Origin of the sequence: Streptomyces arenae, assembly GCF_022343545.1 — a bacterium.
In the GTDB taxonomy this organism is placed as follows: domain Bacteria; phylum Actinomycetota; class Actinomycetes; order Streptomycetales; family Streptomycetaceae; genus Streptomyces; species Streptomyces humi.
Genome location: NZ_JAKQYH010000064.1, coordinates 34358 through 48596 on the forward strand (window position 1 = coordinate 34358; position 14239 = coordinate 48596).

The following is a 14239-nucleotide window of genomic DNA, read 5'->3' on the forward strand; positions in this document are numbered from 1 at the left end:
CCGGAAGGTGTCCCCCCGTGGAAAACGGCGCCGTAAAGCCCGTGATTGTCGCCATCGACGGCCCCTCGGGCACCGGCAAGTCGAGCACGTCCAAGGCCGTGGCCGCACAGCTGGGCCTCAGCTACCTGGACACCGGCGCCCAGTACCGGGCGATCACCTGGTGGATGGTGACCAACGGCATCGACCTCACCGACCCGACCGCGATCGCCGCGGTGGCCGGCAAGCCGGAGATCGTCTCCGGTACCGACCCGGCCCACCCCACGATCACGGTCGACGGCGTCGACGTCTCCGCCCCGATCCGCACCCAGGACGTCACCTCCAAGGTCAGCGCGGTCAGCGCGGTGCCCGAGGTGCGCAGCCGGATCACCGAATTGCAGCGCACCCTCGCCTCCTCGGCCGAGGCCGGGATCGTCGTCGAGGGCCGGGACATCGGCACCACCGTGCTGCCCGACGCCGACCTGAAGGTCTTCCTCACCGCCTCCGCCGAGGCCCGTGCGGCCCGCCGCAGCGGTGAGCTCAAGGGCGCCGACGTCAACGCCACCCGCGAGGCCCTGATCCAGCGGGACGCGGCCGACTCGACCCGCAAGACCTCCCCGCTCGCCAAGGCGGGCGACGCGGTCGAGGTGGACACCACCGAGCTGACGCTCGCCCAGGTCATAGAGTGTGTCGTCACCCTCGTCGAGGAGAAGCGGGCCGGGCAGTGAGTCTTCCGTCGCAGCGCGGCGCCGAGACCGGGCGGCGCATCGGGGTCGGGCTGATGTACGGCCTGTGGAAGCCGCGCGTCCTCGGCGCCTGGAAGATGCCCGCGCACGGCCCGGCGATCCTCGCCGTGAACCACTCCCACAACATCGACGGGCCGATGGTCATGGGCGTGTCGCCGCGGCCGACGCACTTCCTCATCAAGAAGGAGGCGTTCGTCGGCCCGCTCGACCCGTTCCTGACCCGGATCGGACAGCTGAAGGTGGACCGCAGGTCCACCGACCGCACGGCGGTCACCCGGGCGCTGGGCGTCCTGGACGCCGGGGGAGTGCTCGGGATATTCCCCGAGGGCAGCCGGGGCGACGGCGACTTCGCCGCGCTGCGCGCGGGCCTCGCCTACTTCGCGGTGCGCTCCGGGGCGCCGATCGTCCCGGTGGCCGTGCTGGGCAGTGCCGAGCGGCGCGGCCGGCTGGTCAAGGGGCTGCCGCCGCTGCGCTCCCGGGTCGACGTCGTCTTCGGCGACCCGTTCGAGGCGGGCGACGGCACCGGCCGCCGCACCCGCAAGGCCCTGGACGAGGCCACCGAGCGCATCCAGAAGCAGCTCACCGACCACCTGGAAAACGCCAGGCGTCTGACCGGACGCTAGGCGACACTTGAGTAGTGGATCGGCCCCCGGCGGGAACGCGAGGGGGTCGGTGATCCACCGATCACCACGATGAACGACGAGGTACGCACTTCATGAACGACCACAGCCAGCCCGGCGACTCGGCTGAGCACGAGTACGACCACGGGGCGCTCGGCGACGCCGAGTACGCGGAGTTCATGGAGCTCGCCGCGGAAGAGGGCTTCGACATCGAGGACGTCGAGGGCGCCATCGAGGAGGCCGGCCACGGCCCGCTCCCCGTCCTCGCCGTCGTCGGCCGCCCGAACGTCGGCAAGTCGACACTCGTGAACCGCATCATCGGCCGCCGTGAGGCCGTCGTCGAGGACAAGCCCGGTGTCACCCGCGACCGGGTGACCTACGAGGCCGAGTGGGCGGGCCGCCGTTTCAAGGTCGTCGACACCGGCGGCTGGGAGCAGGACGTCCTCGGCATCGACGCCTCCGTGGCCGCACAGGCCGAGTACGCGATCGAGGCCGCCGACGCGGTCGTCTTCGTGGTCGACGCCAAGGTCGGCGCCACCGACACCGACGAGGCGGTCGTACGACTGCTGCGCAAGGCCGGCAAGCCCGTGGTGCTGGCCGCCAACAAGGTCGACGGCCCCAGCGGCGAGGCCGACGCGGCCTACCTCTGGTCCCTCGGCCTCGGCGAGCCGCACCCGGTCTCCGCCCTGCACGGCCGCGGCACCGGCGACATGCTCGACGCCGTCCTGGAGGCGCTGCCCGAGGCCCCCGCGCAGACCTTCGGCGGCTCCGGAGTCGGCGGCCCCCGCCGGATCGCCCTGATCGGCCGTCCGAACGTCGGCAAGTCCTCCCTCCTGAACAAGGTGGCCAACGAGGAGCGCGTCGTCGTCAACGAGATGGCCGGCACCACCCGCGACCCCGTCGACGAGCTGATCGAACTCGGCGGCGTCACCTGGAAGTTCGTCGACACCGCCGGAATCCGCAAGCGCGTGCACCTCCAGCAGGGCGCCGACTACTACGCCTCGCTGCGCACCGCCGCCGCCGTGGAGAAGGCGGAGGTCGCGGTGATCCTCATCGACGCCTCCGAGTCCATCTCCGTGCAGGACCAGCGGATCGTGACGATGGCCGTCGAGGCGGGCCGCGCGATGGTCATCGCCTACAACAAGTGGGACACCCTCGACGAGGAGCGCCGCTACTACCTGGAGCGGGAGATCGAGACCGAGTTCGGCCAGGTCGCCTGGGCGCCCCGGGTCAACGTCTCGGCGCGCACCGGCCGTCACATGGAGAAGCTGGTCCCGGCGATCGAGACCGCCCTCGCGGGCTGGGAGACCCGGGTCCCCACCGGCCGTCTCAACGCCTTCCTCGGCGAGCTGGTCTCCGCCCACCCGCACCCGGTCCGGGGCGGCAAGCAGCCGCGCATCCTGTTCGGCACCCAGGCCGGCACCAAGCCGCCGCGGTTCGTCCTCTTCGCCTCCGGCTTCATCGAGGCGGGCTACCGCCGTTTCATCGAGCGCCGGCTGCGCGAGGAGTTCGGTTTCGAGGGCACCCCGATCCACATCTCCGTACGGGTGCGTGAGAAGCGCGGCGCCAAGAAGAAGTAAGGACATGGGTGAGGGGGCGGCCACCGGTCACGGTGGCCGCCCCCTCACCCATGTGTCACATGCCCCGGCGCGGGCCCGGCGGAAGCGCCGCGGGCACCGGTGTCATCCCGGGGTCCTGGGAGCGGCCGAGCGGCCCGATCCGCTGCCACTGCGGCGGCTGAGGCTGGCCGACGCCGTGCCGGCCGCCGTAGGCACCCATGCCGTACGCGCTGTACGCGCCCCCTCCGTACACCCCCGTACCGTGTGTGCCGGTGCTGAACGGGGTGGTCCCGAAGGCGGTGAACCCCAGCGCCTCCTCTCCGCTGCGGTCGCCCGGCAGCGTGCGGAAGCTCTTGACCCACTCCGCGTAGAGCGAGTCGTAGATCGGCGTGGCCGAGAGCCCGGCTGAGGCCTCCTGGGCCACCCGGGCTGCCGGAACGGTGGAGAAGGACGGCCGGCGCGGCGGAAGGTCGTATGCGTGCACGTATGTCCAAACGACCGGATTGGTGAAGAGATGCGGCCTTTCGCGGCTTCGGGGGGTCCTCAGATCCCCGCGAGCGGCAGCGCGGCCGCCACCAGCTTCCCGTTCGCCGCGGCCTTGTCGATCGCGTCGCGCAGCAGGTCCTCCCGGGGCTGCCGCCCGATCGACCCCACCGGAGCCGCGAACATCAGCACCTGCTGGTGCTTGTTGGCCGCCGCCCGCCAGCCGTCCGTCACCTGCAACGGCTGGTGCGCCTGCCACCAGGCCACCGGCTGCCCGCCGTTCGCCCCCGGCTGGAGCACCGCGTGCAGCTGGCCCACCGCCAGCAGTACCGACCACCCGTGCAGGACCGGCGGCACCGCGCTGAGCTGGGGCACCGGCATGAAGCCCTGCTCGATCAGCAGCGGCAGGAAGTCGTCGCCCACCCCGTCCGTACCGGGCCGCACGATCGGCGAGGTCGGCTCGACGACCAGGGCGGGGTGCAGTTCCCCGGCGATCAGCACCAGTCCGCTGGTCACCCCGAGCACCGCCTGCTCGGGCACGGCCTGCTGCGAGCCGCCGGGCGCGCTGTCGCCGCTGATGGAGCGGACCGCGCCCTGCAACTGCTCCTCGGTGACCTGGACGACCTGGGAGGGCAGGCAGGTGGCGTGGGCGAAGGCGAGGACGGCGGTCTCGTCCCCGATGAACAGGACGGTGCTGGTGCGCTCCTGTTCGGAGTCGCCCGGGGTGCGGCAGGACGTGCAGTCGTAACTGCCGGGGGCGTTGTCTCCGGCGAGCAGCCGGTCGGCTTCTTCGTCGCCGATCTCGGCGCGTACCTCGTCGCTGACGTCGAGCATGCGCGGCACGGTGGCTCCCTCGGGATGCGGTGCGTGAAGGGCCGGGTGGCTCCCGGTCCGTGAGCCCCTCGGGGTTGCGGGCTCATGAAGAAGACAACGGGCGATCTGTGGTGGGGGTCACGCGTCGCGGGGATCGGGATCGAACCAACCACTGCGCAGGGTCACGGTACGTGCGGAATTCCGCACTCAAAGTCAACTCTTCGCAAGCCAAAGGGGTTTGACGCGGTGAACTGAATCACAGATCCGTCGAACCCATGGTCGACAAATCCGGAAATCAAGGAATGTAGTGGGTGGCCGAAAATCGCTGCTACCTAGGGTAACGCCGAACTGGCCTGGCCTGACAGGGAGTTGGTTGATTTCGGGCGTTCCCGCTCTCTAGATTCCTCCGCCGTGTGCAACGAGCACCGCTCGGGAACGTCCGCCGGCCGAACCAGGCAGAGCACCACCGCAGTACCGGCCGCGGCGGACGGGGCGGGCCCGGGAACCGCGTCCATCGCGCGGGGACCGGGCCTCGCCCGGGGGAGCCCGGGTACGTGGAGAGGGAAATACATGTCCGAGTGTGCCGATACCACCCGTGAGACCGCCGCGAAGAACGGCTCCCGCAAGGGCCGTACGACGGCCGCCCTGGCCGGAGCGGCACTGCTCGCCCCGCTGGGCGTGCTGGCCGCGACCGGCAACGCCGCCGCGGCGGACAACGGAGTGTGGGACCGCATCGCCCAGTGCGAGAGCGGCGGCAACTGGCACATCAACACCGGCAACGGCTACTACGGCGGACTCCAGTTCTCCGCCTCCACCTGGCGCGCGTACGGCGGCACCGCCTACGCGTCCACGGCCGACCAGGCCTCCAGGGAAGCGCAGATCGCCGTCGCCACCAAGGTTCAGCACGCCCAGGGCTGGGGCGCGTGGCCGGTCTGCTCGGGCCGCGCCGGAGCGAGCGGCTCGGCGCCGGAGAACGCCTCGGCGACCAGCAGGAGCAACACGGAGTCGGCGACGAGCTCGACGCCCACCCGGAAGCCGAAGTCCACCTGGAAGTCGGCCCCCGCGGCGAAGGCGCCGCAGCGCTCGACGAACCACACCGGCCGCGCCTCGTCCCGCGGCGGCGATTACACCGTCCGCGCGGGCGACACCCTGAGCCGGATCGCCGAGCGGCACGGCACCAGCTGGCAGCGCCTCTACGCCGCCAACAAGGCCGTCATCGGCGAGGACCCGAACCTCATCGTGCCCGGGCAGCGCCTCGCGCTCTGACGCACACCCCGCCCCGCATCAGCCTGCCCCGCCCGGACCGATCCGGGCGGGGCAGGCTGCGTTGCGGGCGGGCCCGGGCATGCTCCAAAAGGGCCGTGCTCGTCCCGGTGTGACGGCGATTCACGCGTGGACGGCACCCCGGAGTTCGCGAAGCCACCGCCCCCGGGCGGCCCGCCGGTGCTGGGGGGTTCTGTGTCGGAGCGGTGAAACTCTTATGCGGTGTCAGCTGCCGTCGCGGCCCGTGGAATCGGAATGAATTGGGTGCCTGGAGCGGCCTCGAACCCCGGGTCCGGTCCTTTCCGGCTGCTTATCGGAAGACCCCGCCGACATCAGGGAATTGTGTTCGAATGCGCCAGGAAGGCGTACGGAACCGCTCGTACGGGTGACCAGGTCCGACACAAACGCGTGTCGTGATTCTGTGACAGAAGTGTGACCGGCACCGGACTCGGGATAGCGTGGCCGCATGGCACCGAATCCCGCTCCGCGCGAGGAGCCCCAGGACAGCCCGCATGGGTACGTAGGCCTCGACGCGGACGAGGCGCAGCGGCTGGCCCGGGGGCGGGGCTGGTCGACGGTGCGCTCGCTGCCGCCGGGCGCGATCGTCACCATGGAGTACCGGGCGGGCCGGCTCAACTTCGAGGTGCGCGACGGGGTCGTGGCGCGGGCCTGGAAGGGCTGACCGGCGAGTGCCGCCGTACGACGCTGACCGGCGAGTGCTGACCTGAGACGCTGACCGGACGGCGGCCGGTCGTACGACGGCGAAGGCCCTGGAGCCCGTACCGCGGGTTCCAGGGCCTTCGCCGTGCGGGGGATGGGTCTGTGCGTACCGGACCCCGCCGGGGTGCTGTCAGCCGCCCGTCAGCGGGCGGGCCGCCTGGGCGGCGGTACCGCGCGGCGGACGCTCGGGGTGCTGCGGGCGGCGGCTGCCCGCCGGAGTCACAGGGGTGCGCTCCGAACGGGCCGTGTGCGGGCCGGGCGCCAGATGGATCGGGGCCCTGGGCGCGCGGGCCGAGGAGACCGGCTCGCGCTCCGGCGCCGCGAGCTCGACGGGCGCCGGGCGCGGCTTGAGGACCACGGGGACCGGGACGGGCGCGGGTGCCGGGACGCCACGGCGGGAGCGCCAGCGGTCGCGCAGGTCGAGGATCGAGGTCTCGGCGCGGGCGATGAACGGCTCGCACCACGGCAGCGCCAGCAGGATCAGCAGGCCCGCGGCCCAGCCCAGCAACACGTCGCTCAGCCAGTGCGTACCGAGGTAGACGGTGGACATGCCGACGCCGAGGGAGGTGACCGCCGAGGCGGCGGAGAGCCAGCGGCGGGCTCTCGGGGTGGAGGCCAGATAGGCCAGGATTCCCCAGGTCACCACCGCGTTGGCGGTGTGGCCGCTGGGAAATATATCGCCGCCCAGGCCCATCTCGTTCGAGCCGATCACGGTCGCGTAGTGCGGTCCGAGGCGCCCCATGCCGAGCTTGGCGGCGCCGACCGTGATGTTGAGCAGCAGCAGCGAGGCACCGAGGGTCAGCAGTGGGCGGATGGTGTGCTGCCGCCAGGAGCGCCAGCCCAGCCAGGCCGCGACCATCACGGCGGTGGGGCCGCGCTGGCCGAGGACCACGTAGTAGTCGACGAACCAGTGGATCCCCGCCCACTGCTGGTACGGCCGGAAGAACATGACCTGCCAGTCGAGCCGGACCAGCCACGACGTGATCACGACGGCCCACACGATCGCCAGGTAGAAGGCGAGGGTCGCGGTGAACAACACGACCCGGTGCCGGCTCATCTTCGGCACATCAATGTGGGCCGGCCGTTCCGGCTCACGGTCCAGCCTGGCGAACACCCGGTCCAGACGGGTGAGGTTTCGTTCGGTACGCACCCAATCGACGTTACAGCGAGTGAGCTCTGTTCCCGGTCGAAACAGCGGGTTTGTGATGACGATGTGATGTGGGAAACCTCTCAGGAGGCTTCCGAATTCTAAGGATTCCGTAATGCGCGGCCGGTCCGTCCTTCAATTCCATTGATCATGTCGGGTCGCCGTTTTATGGCACTTATGAATTCGTTAACCAAAGCATGGGGCGGAATTCTCCGGCCGCTCATCGGGCGACCGGGAACGATCACGGAGGACCGGAGCCGTTCAGCCAGAACGCGCCATAGACCGCCGTGGCGATCGCGACACCGGCCGTGACCAGCGCCGATCTGCCCGTGCGCAGCCGTGCGAGGGCGCGGGCGAGCGGCAGCAGCACCGGGAAGGCGGGCATCAGCAGCCGGGGCTTGGAGCCGAAGTAGCTCGACGCGCACAGCGCCAGCGCGAGGACGGCACCCGTGTAGACCAGCAGCGCGAGCGGCTGGCGCTGGCGGACGCCGGTCACGTAGAGCCACAGCAGCAGGCAGACCCCGACGGTCAGACCCGCTCCGGCGAGCGCGGACGGAAATGACGTGAACTTGTCGGCCACGAAGCGGGCGAACGCGTAACCGCCGTCGAACCCGTTGCGCCAGCCCGCCTGGACGTCCAGATAACCGAGCGGGCCGCCGCCGGTGCGGTGGCCGACCCACAGGACGTAGGCGGCCGTGCCGACGGGTGCGAGGACCATGCCGAGGGCGCGGCGCCAAGGGGGTGCGGCGGGAGCGCGTCCGTCACCCCGCACGCCGGGCGGATGACTCTCACCCCGGTCGCGCACGGCCCCCACGCTCTGGCCGCGCGCGCCCTCACTCCGGTCTCGCGCGCCCTCACTCCGGTCTCGCGCACCTTCACTCCCGGCTCGCGCGCCCTCACTCCGCTCTCGCACGAACGAGACCACGCCCACCGTCCACACCGCCGCCACCACGGCGATCCCCACCGGCCGGGTCAGCCCCGCCAGCGCGGCCAGCGCGCCCGCGGTGAGCCACCGGCCGGTCAGCACGGCGTACAGCGACCACGCGGCCAGCGCCGTGAACAGGGACTCGCTGTACGCCATCGACTGCACGATCCCGACCGGCAGCACGGCCCACAGCAGCACCGCGCAGACCCCCACCCGGCGCCCGTACACGTGGTCCGCCACCGCGAAGATCCCCCAGGCCGCCGCGAGCGAGGCGAGCAGGCTGACGGTGAAGCCCGCGCCGGCGTACGACAGCGGGGTGAGCGCGTGCAGCAGCCGCTCCAGCCAGGGCAGCAGCGGGAAGAAGGCGAGGTTCGAGTGGACGTCGCCGTCGGGCAGCCGCACCTCGTAGCCGTAGCCCAGTTCGGCGACCCGCGTGTACCAGAGCGAGTCCCAGCGCGCCGTCAGCAACGTGTACGCGCTCTTGCCGCGCGCCGCGCTCCACCCGGCCAGGGTCAGCAGGCCCAGGGCGCGCACGGCCGCGTACCCGAGCAGGGCCGGAGCCGCGCGGCGCAGGACCGGCGGACGCGGAGGGGCCGCGACGGGCGTCTCAAGATCGGTCACGGGCTCGATTATCGACGGGAGGCGGAACCACGGGGCCCGCCGGGGCGTGCTGCGCGACGGGGCCAGTGGCGTACACCACACAGGTTCGGTCCGGAGTGTGAGAGGTCCGCCACGCGCCTCCGGAACGAACTCGCGTACGCTGACGTGTCACTCGCGTTCGTATGCGCGGGCCGGAGACCCCGCTCCTCTCCGGCCGTACGACGGGGAGTCCCCGCCCCGCCGGTCCGCCGCACGCGAGGGATCATCTGGGAGGTACGTAGATGTCCGGGACGACCACGGCTGCCGGGCGCCCGCGCCGTCGGGCGCCCGGGGCCGGTGCCGGTGCCAACCGCTGGGTCGTCCTCGTCGTCCTCTGCGTCAGCCTGCTGCTGGTCGCCCTCGACGCGACCGTGCTGCATGTCGCGGTGCCCGCCGTCACCGAGGACCTCAGGCCCGGTGCCATGCAGCTGCTCTGGATCGTCGACGTGTACCCGCTGGTCTGCGCCTCGCTGCTGATCCTGTTCGGCACGCTCGGCGACCGCGTGGGCCGGCGGCGCGTGCTGCTCCTCGGCTACACCCTGTTCGGCATCGCCTCCGCGGCGGCGGCCGTCGCGCCCAGCGCCGAGGCGCTGATCCTGGCGCGGGCGCTGCTCGGCGTCGGCGGCGCGATGATCATGCCCGCGACGCTCTCGATCCTCCGGCAGGTCTTCCCCGACCGCCGCGAGAGGGCCCTGGCCATCGGCATCTGGAGCGCGGTGGCGGCGGTCGGCGCGGCCGTCGGACCGCTCCTCGGCGGCTTCCTCCTCGAACACTTCTGGTGGGGTTCCGTCTTCCTGGTCAACATCCCGTTGATGCTGGTCAGCCTCCCGGTGGGGCGGCTTCTGCTCCCCGAGTCCCGCGGCGACCGCGACGGCCCCTGGGACGTGATCGGCGCGCTGATGGCGGCGGCCGGGCTGTTCGGCGTGGTGTTCGCGGTCAAGCGGCTGGGCGGCGGCGAACCGGCCGGCAGCGTCCTGACGCTGGCGCCGCTGCTGCTGGGCGCGCTCCTGCTGGTCCTCTTCGTACGACGGCAACGGCGTCGGACGTACCCGCTGGTGGACCTCAAGATGTTCGCCCGTCCCGCGTTCAGCACCGCCGTGTGCTGCATCGTGCTGGCGATGCTCGCGCTGGTGGGCCTCGAACTGATCGCCGCGCAGTACCTGCAGCTGGTGCTGGGCCTGTCCCCGCTGGAGACGGGGCTGCGGCTGCTGCCGCTGACGCTCGCCGCGATGGCGGCGGGGCTGGCCGGGGCCCGGCTGCTCCGGCGTTTCGGACCGCGCCGGATGGTGTGCTTCGGGTTCTTCCTGACCGCGGCCGCGGTGCTGACGCTGACGGCGATGGGCGGGGTCGACAACGCCGGGCTGCTGCTCTTCGGCTTCGTCCTCCTCGGGTTCGGTCTGGAGACCACCCTCTTCGGGGCGTATGAGTCCATGCTGAGCGAGGCGCCGGCCGCCCAGGCGGGCGGGGCGGCGGCCATCGGCGAGACGTCGTACCAGCTGGGGGCGGGTATCGGGATAGCGCTGCTCGGCAGCGTGATGAACGCCGCGTACGCGCCCGGGCTCGAGCGGGTGCCGGGTGTACCCGAGTCGGCGTCGGCCGCGGCGGGGCATTCGCTGGGCGAGGCCTACGACGTCGCCGGGCGGCTCGGCGGACCGGCGGGCACGGCGCTGCGCCGGGCGGCGCGGGACTCCTACGTGCACGGCCTGCACGTGACGCTCCTGGTGAGCGCGGGCCTGCTGCTCCTGGGCGCGGTGATGGCCCTGCGCCTGCCGCGGGTCATGCAGTGCGGCGAGACACCGCTGGAGGTCCCGGCCCCCAGGGAACCGGCCCGCCCGCGCGTCTCGGCGTAGCCGCCACGGCCACGGCCACCACCACCGCCACCGACACGGCCATCACCACCGGCACCGCCACGGTCGCCACCACCGGCACCGCCACTGCCCACGCCGACGGGTGGCGCGGTAACCTGTGATAACTAGCGGTGCTAGTTTTGGGAGGGTTCGCCATGTCCGCGTCCGTGAAGTTGCCCCCGTTCGACCCCGGTGACCCGCTCGGCATCGACGATCTGCTGGAGCCGGAGGACCTGGCCGTGCGGGAGACCGTGCGGAGCTGGGCGGCGGACCGCGTGCTGCCGTTCGTCGCCGAGTGGTACGAGAGCGGTGAGCTGCCCGGGATCAGGGAGCTCGCCAAGGAGCTCGGAGCGATCGGCGCCCTCGGCATGTCGCTCGACGGGTACGGCTGTGCCGGGGCGTCCGCCGTGCAGTACGGGCTCGCCTGTCTGGAACTGGAAGCCGCCGACTCGGGGATCCGGTCGCTGGTCTCCGTGCAGGGCTCGCTCGCCATGTACGCCATCCACCGGTTCGGCAGCGAGGTCCAGAAGCAGCGGTGGCTGCCGGGCATGGCCGCCGGTGACGTCATCGGCTGCTTCGGGCTCACCGAGCCCGATCACGGGTCCGACCCCGCCTCCATGCGCACCCACGCCCGGCGCGACCCCGGCGGCGACTGGGTGCTCAACGGCCGGAAGATGTGGATCACCAACGGCTCGGTGGCCGGGGTGGCCGTCGTATGGGCGCAGAGCGACAACGGGATCCGGGGTTTCGTCGTACCCACCGACACGCCCGGGTTCTCGGCGCCCGAGATCAAGCACAAGTGGTCGCTGCGGGCCAGTGTCACCAGCGAGCTGGTCCTGGACGACGTGCGGCTGCCGGCGGACGCGGTACTGCCCGAGGTCACCGGGCTCAAGGGGCCGCTCAGCTGTCTGTCGCACGCCCGGTACGGGATCGTGTGGGGGGCCATGGGCGCGGCGCGCAGCTGCTTCGAGGCCGCCGTCGGTTACGCGAAGTCGCGGGAGCAGTTCGGTCGGCCCATCGGCGGCTTCCAGCTCACCCAGGCCAAACTCGCCGACATGGCGGTCGAACTGCACAAGGGGATCCTGCTCGCCCATCATCTGGGGCGGCGGATGGACGCCGGCCGCCTGCGTCCCGAGCAGGTCAGCTTCGGCAAGCTCAACAACGTACGGGAGGCGATCGAGATCTGCCGTACGGCGCGGACGATCCTCGGGGCGAACGGGATTTCGCTGGAGTACCCCGTGATGCGGCATGCGACGAACCTGGAGTCCGTGCTCACCTACGAGGGCACCGTGGAGATGCACCAGCTGGTGCTGGGCAAGGCGCTCACCGGACTCGACGCCTTCCGGTGAACCCGGCGCGGGGGCAGGGCCGGTGGACGGCCCTGCCTCAGCTCTGGTTGTAGAAGCCGTCCTCGCGCCGCGCGGCCGGCTCGCCGCTGACGATCTCCGTGTGCGCGGGCGTCAGCAGGAAGACCCGGTTGGAGACCCGCTCGATCGAGCCGCGCAGGCCGAAGATCAGGCCGGCCGCGAAGTCGACGACCCGCTTGGCGTCGCCGGACTCCATGGCCGTGAGGTTCACGATGACCGGCACACCCTCACGGAACAGCTCGCCGATCGCGCGGGCGTCCCGGAAGCTGTCCGGGGTGACCGTGCCGATCCGGCGGCCCTTCTCCTCGGCGGTGTCCGAGGCCACCTTGACCCGGGGGTCGGTGACCCAGGCGTCCCCGGGCTGCTCGGTCCCTTCGGAGTAGTCGTCGTCGTAGTAGCGCTCGTCATCGTTGTCGTCGACGAGGCCAAGCCAGGCACTCGCCTTGCGTACCGATCCCATGGACGCCTCCTCTCACAGCGGTCTTGCTTGCTTCCGCATCCCTATGGTCGTCCATGATGCGGATGGTGCGCCAAGTGGATAGACGCCGCACGGGGGGTTTGTGACGGTACTGGTGCAGAGCCAATACGTCGAGAGCCCAGGTGCCCCAAGGGCCGTGACTCACACCTCTGCTGACTGAGAGTGAAATATGATTGTTCGGGGCGTACGGGTGATGAACAGTGCGTCAGGGTGAATCGGCACGGGGGGAATTCGCGGATGTTCGGGATGGTCAGACCATGTGGTCATCGACTCGGGGACCGGTTCCGGGCGCAGTGGCTTGCGCACCTGTGCGGGCTGTGTCTCGCGCTCCGCGGTGACCACGGACAGTTCGCACGAGTCGTCACGAACTACGACGGACTGCTGATATCCGTCCTGACGGAGGCCCAGGCGGAGCGGCCCGCCGACGGCCGGCGCACGGCGGGACCGTGCCCGCTGCGCGGGATGCGGACCGCCTCGGTGGCGCGGGGCGAGGGCGCGCGGCTCGCCGCCGCGGTCTCCCTGGTGCTCGCCTCGGCCAAGGTGCGTGACCACGTCGCCGACCGGGACGGGCTGCTGGCACGCCGGCCGGTCGCGGCGGTCGCCCGCCGGGTCGCCGCCGACTGGGGACGGGCCGGGGCCCGCAGCGGCGCGGCCGTCGGGTTCGACACCGGGATCCTGGTCGACGCCGTCGACCGGCAGCTCGCCGTCGAGGCGCTCGCGGGGCCGGGCACGCCGCTGCTGTCGGTCACCGAACCGACCGAGACGGCCACCGCCGCGGCCTTCGCGCACACCGCCGTCCTGGCCGGCCGGCCGGGCAACGCCGCACCGCTCGCCGAGGCAGGCCGGCTCTTCGGCCGGCTCGCGCACCTGCTGGACGCCGTCGAGGACCGCACGGCCGACGCCGCGGCGGGCGCCTGGAACCCGCTCGCCGCGACCGGGACCTCACCGGCAGAAGCACGCCGGCTCGCCGACGACGCGCTGCACGGGATCCGGCTGGCGCTGCGGGACGCGGAGTTCGCCGACGGCGGGCTGGCCCATCTGCTGCTCGTGCACGAACTGGGGCGTTCGGTGGACCGGGCGTTCGGGACCGCGCCGGTCTGCTCGGCCCACGGACCGGAGCCGCAGGCCCCGCCGGAGAAGCGCGGCCTCCTGGCGGGGTGCGGGATGTTCGCGCTGCTGTGCTGCAGCTGCCAGATGTGCTGCGCGGAGGAGTACGAGGGGCCCTGGTCGCGCAAGAAGCGCGAGGGCTGCTGCCGTAACTGCGACTGTGACTGCCCGTGCGACGGCTGCGACGGTTGCGATGGCTGTGACTGCTGCTGCCCGTGCGACGGCTGCTGAGCACGACGGCTGCTGAGCACCACGGTCGCTGGGCACGACGGTCGCTGGGCATGTGGAGAAGAAGGTGTCCAGGGGCGGCGGTCTCCTGGGGCGGCAGGTGTACGGGGCGCGAGGGGAGGGGTGCGCGTGTGAAGGCGAGGGGCGGTACGCGAGGAAGAACGCGAGAGATCCCCGCCGTCGGCGGGGGCGCGCAGTGGGTCAGCTCAACAGGAACAGGACCACACGCGACCGAAGTCGATGTGGGAGCGGGTGACCAGCCACTGCTGTGGATGCATGGGCCAAGTGGAACAGGTCTCCGGTTTTCCGTCAACCAAGATG

The 14239-nt window shown here is 71.9% G+C and carries 13 protein-coding genes; 8 read left to right on the top strand and 5 right to left on the bottom strand.

What is annotated here, in order from left to right; translation table 11 throughout:
- The first annotated feature begins 17 nt into the window (after positions 1-17).
- The 3 genes from cmk to der all read left to right on the top strand — a co-directional run bounded on the left by cmk (position 18) and on the right by der (position 2922).
- Positions 18-704 (top strand): (d)CMP kinase, encoded by a 687-nt coding sequence (gene cmk / locus MB828_RS28050; protein WP_133025759.1) that lies wholly within the window; start codon positions 18-20, stop codon positions 702-704.
- Positions 662-1345, top strand: a complete 684-nt coding sequence (locus tag MB828_RS28055) for a lysophospholipid acyltransferase family protein (protein ID WP_430381439.1) — start codon at positions 662-664, stop codon at positions 1343-1345. The genes cmk and MB828_RS28055 overlap by 43 nt, the downstream gene beginning before the upstream one ends.
- Positions 1346-1437: 92 nt before the next feature.
- Entirely contained in the window at positions 1438-2922 is a 1485-nt protein-coding gene (gene der / locus MB828_RS28060; protein ID WP_133025760.1) for a ribosome biogenesis GTPase Der, read from the top strand.
- Between the two features lie 55 nt (positions 2923-2977).
- On the opposite strand, the gene MB828_RS28065 is transcribed toward der, so the two are convergent.
- Together MB828_RS28065 and MB828_RS28070 are read right to left on the bottom strand one after the other, a co-directional pair.
- On the bottom strand, positions 2978-3385 hold the full coding sequence (locus tag MB828_RS28065; protein WP_133025761.1) for a hypothetical protein: 408 nt from the start codon (positions 3383-3385) through the stop codon (positions 2978-2980).
- A gap of 59 nt (positions 3386-3444) precedes the next feature.
- A complete protein-coding gene (locus tag MB828_RS28070) occupies positions 3445-4227 on the bottom strand; it encodes a hypothetical protein (protein ID WP_133025762.1) in 783 nt (260 codons plus the stop codon).
- Between the two features lie 540 nt (positions 4228-4767).
- Here MB828_RS28070 and MB828_RS28075 point away from each other — a divergent pair.
- Both MB828_RS28075 and MB828_RS28080 read left to right on the top strand, forming a co-directional pair.
- On the top strand, positions 4768-5463 hold the full coding sequence (locus MB828_RS28075) for a transglycosylase family protein (RefSeq protein ID WP_301650653.1): 696 nt from the start codon (positions 4768-4770) through the stop codon (positions 5461-5463).
- A 463-nt stretch (positions 5464-5926) separates the two neighbouring features.
- Complete coding sequence (locus MB828_RS28080; RefSeq protein WP_301650654.1) at positions 5927-6142, top strand: I78 family peptidase inhibitor; 216 nt, start codon at positions 5927-5929, stop codon at positions 6140-6142.
- A gap of 168 nt (positions 6143-6310) precedes the next feature.
- Here MB828_RS28080 and MB828_RS28085 read toward each other — a convergent pair whose 3' ends face one another.
- Together MB828_RS28085 and MB828_RS28090 are read right to left on the bottom strand one after the other, a co-directional pair.
- Positions 6311-7330: a phosphatase PAP2 family protein gene (locus MB828_RS28085; RefSeq protein WP_046728996.1), complete on the bottom strand. Its 1020-nt coding sequence runs from the start codon at positions 7328-7330 to the stop codon at positions 6311-6313.
- A 238-nt stretch (positions 7331-7568) separates the two neighbouring features.
- Positions 7569-8873, bottom strand: a complete 1305-nt coding sequence (locus tag MB828_RS28090) for a mannosyltransferase family protein (protein WP_301650655.1) — start codon at positions 8871-8873, stop codon at positions 7569-7571.
- Positions 8874-9133: 260 nt separating this feature from the next.
- On the opposite strand from MB828_RS28090, the gene MB828_RS28095 reads away from it, so the two are divergent.
- Together MB828_RS28095 and MB828_RS28100 are read left to right on the top strand one after the other, a co-directional pair.
- Entirely contained in the window at positions 9134-10741 is a 1608-nt protein-coding gene (locus tag MB828_RS28095; protein ID WP_301650656.1) for an MFS transporter, read from the top strand.
- A gap of 152 nt (positions 10742-10893) precedes the next feature.
- A complete protein-coding gene (locus tag MB828_RS28100) occupies positions 10894-12087 on the top strand; it encodes an acyl-CoA dehydrogenase family protein (RefSeq protein ID WP_301650657.1) in 1194 nt (397 codons plus the stop codon).
- Positions 12088-12124: 37 nt separating this feature from the next.
- Here the strand turns inward: MB828_RS28100 and MB828_RS28105 are convergent, their stop codons facing one another.
- Positions 12125-12565: a cell division protein SepF gene (locus MB828_RS28105; protein WP_046728992.1), complete on the bottom strand. Its 441-nt coding sequence runs from the start codon at positions 12563-12565 to the stop codon at positions 12125-12127.
- 255 nt (positions 12566-12820) lie between these two features.
- On the opposite strand from MB828_RS28105, the gene MB828_RS28110 reads away from it, so the two are divergent.
- Positions 12821-13921 (top strand): DUF5685 family protein, encoded by a 1101-nt coding sequence (locus MB828_RS28110; protein ID WP_301650658.1) that lies wholly within the window; start codon positions 12821-12823, stop codon positions 13919-13921.
- Positions 13922-14239: the final 318 nt, after the last annotated feature.